The 2,037-nt window shown below is 62.8% G+C and carries 2 protein-coding genes; both read left to right on the top strand.

Annotated features, from left to right (window positions below; translation table 11 throughout):
• Positions 1–1,061: Mu transposase domain-containing protein (locus tag AB0T83_RS20160; RefSeq protein ID WP_366194986.1), on the top strand; the 1,061-nt coding region annotated here is incomplete at its 5' end.
• A complete protein-coding gene (gene istB, locus AB0T83_RS20155; RefSeq protein ID WP_366194985.1) occupies positions 1,058–1,822 on the top strand; it encodes an IS21-like element helper ATPase IstB in 765 nt (254 codons plus the stop codon). The genes AB0T83_RS20160 and istB, both read left to right, overlap by 4 nt.
• Positions 1,823–2,037: the final 215 nt, after the last annotated feature.

Genomic DNA, 2,037 nt, shown 5'->3' with positions numbered 1-2,037 from the left:
ATTTCTTCGCCTTCGATCTGCCGCACAGCGACGCCTGTTATGTCCGGGCCTATCCTGCGGCGACCACCGAGGCCTGGCTTGACGGACATGTCCATGCCTTTGCATTCTTCGGTGCTATCCCTCAGTCGATCCTTTATGACAACGACAAGTGCCTCGTTGCCAGGATTTTGCCCGATGGCACCCGGCAGAGAACGCAGCGGTTCAGCGCGATGCTGTCGCACTATGTGGTCCGGGATCGCTACGGGCGCCCGGGCAAGGGTAATGACAAGGGAGCCGTCGAGGGTCTGGTCGGCTATGCGCGGCGTAACTTCATGGTGCCGATCCCGTCCTTTCCGGACTGGGAGGCGTTCAACGCCTACCTCGAAGAGCAGTGCCACAAACGGCAGGGCGATGTTCTGCGCGGCCACAAGGCCAGCATCGGTGAACGGCTGCAAGCTGACCTTGCCGCGATGCGGGACCTGCCGGCTGCCCCATTCGAGGCCTGCGACCTCCGAAGCGGCCAGGTCACGTCGACATCGGTGGTGCGCTACCGCAGCAACGATTACTCGGTGCCGGTTGGCTATGGCCACCGCGAGGTCTGGATCAAAGGCTTCGTGACCCGCGTCGTCATCGGCTGCGCGGCGCCGCTGATCGCCGATCATCCCCGGTCCTACGACACCGGCGACATGGTGTTCGATCCGCTGCATTACCTGCCGCTGGTCGAACGCAAGATCATGTCTTTCGATCAGGCAGCCCCCCTGCAGGGGTGGGAACTGCCCGAAGCCTTCAGCACGCTCCAGCGGTTGCTGGAAGCCCGCCAGGGCAAAGCCGGCAAGCGAGAGTACGTGCAGGTTCTGCGCCTTCTGGAACGCTTCGAACTGGCAGGGCTGCATCTGGCCGTCAGGGACGCCCTGCGGATGGGCGCGGTCAGCTTCGACGCGATCAAACACCTGGTCCTGTGCCAGGTCGAGCGGCGGCCACCCCGGCTGGATCTGGATGTCTATCCGTTCTTGCCCAGGACCAACATCGCCACCACCTGCGCCGCCTCCTACATGAGCCTGCTGGCTGGAAGCGACGCATGACCGGCGCGCCCGAACTGCTGCTGGCCCATCATCTCAAGACCCTGCGCCTGCCCACTTTCCTACGCGAGTATGACAAACAGGCCCGCATCTGCGCAGCCGAGGGCGTGGATCACGTGCGCTATCTGGCCCGGCTGACCGAGCTGGAACTGATCGACCGGGAACGGCGCATGGTGGAACGCCGGATCAAGGCGGCAAAGTTCCCGGCCGTCAAGAACCTCGACAGCTTCGACTTCAAGGCCGTCCCCAGCCTCAACAAGATGATGGTGCTGGACCTGGCGCGCGGCGAATGGATCGAGCGCAAAGAAAATGTGATCGCACTCGGCCCGTCCGGCACTGGCAAAACCCATATCGCCCTCGGCCTGGGGCTCGCCGCCTGCCAAAAGGGATTGCCGGTCGCCTTCGTCACTGCGGCATCCCTGGTCCACGAACTGATGGAGGCCCGCGATGAGAAACGCCTGATGCGCCTCCAGCGCCAACTGGCCAAGGTCAAACTGCTGATCATCGATGAGCTGGGCTTCGTACCGCTGAGCAAGACCGGTGCCGAGCTATTGTTCGAATTGATCTCGCAGCGCTACGAACGCGGTTCAACCCTGATCACATCGAACCTGCCCTTCGAGGAATGGACCGAGACCTTTGGCACCGAACGTCTCACGGGCGCACTGCTGGACCGCTTGACCCATCACGTGAATATCTTGGAAATGAATGGCGAGAGCTACCGTCTTAGCCAGAGCCGGGCCCGCCTCTCCGCCGCCAACAAATGATCCTCACAGAATTGGCCTCACGGCCAATGCGCCTTGGAACGTGCTTGCTACTTGAGGGCCTCACGCTCCAAGGCGCACACCCCAAGCTGGCCGACTCTTGCTCCGCCACCGTGGCAGGTTTTTACGCCGCCGTTGACACAGAAAGCTCGCACGGATCGCCGCCGACAGCTCTCCGTCGTGGATAGACCGGTCGCTACGTGGCCGTGTCAGCCAGG

It is taken from the genome of Meridianimarinicoccus marinus (assembly GCF_040689105.1).
Taxonomy (GTDB): Bacteria; Pseudomonadota; Alphaproteobacteria; order Rhodobacterales; family Rhodobacteraceae; genus Meridianimarinicoccus; species Meridianimarinicoccus marinus.
The sequence above is the reverse complement of the archived record's forward strand: the minus strand, read 5'-3'. Positions and strand labels throughout refer to the sequence as shown.

Coding starts and splice junctions, on each gene's coding strand:
- istB (WP_366194985.1), top strand. CDS start 1,058: ATGACCGGCGCGCCCGAACTGCTGCTGGCCCATCATCTCAAGACCCTG.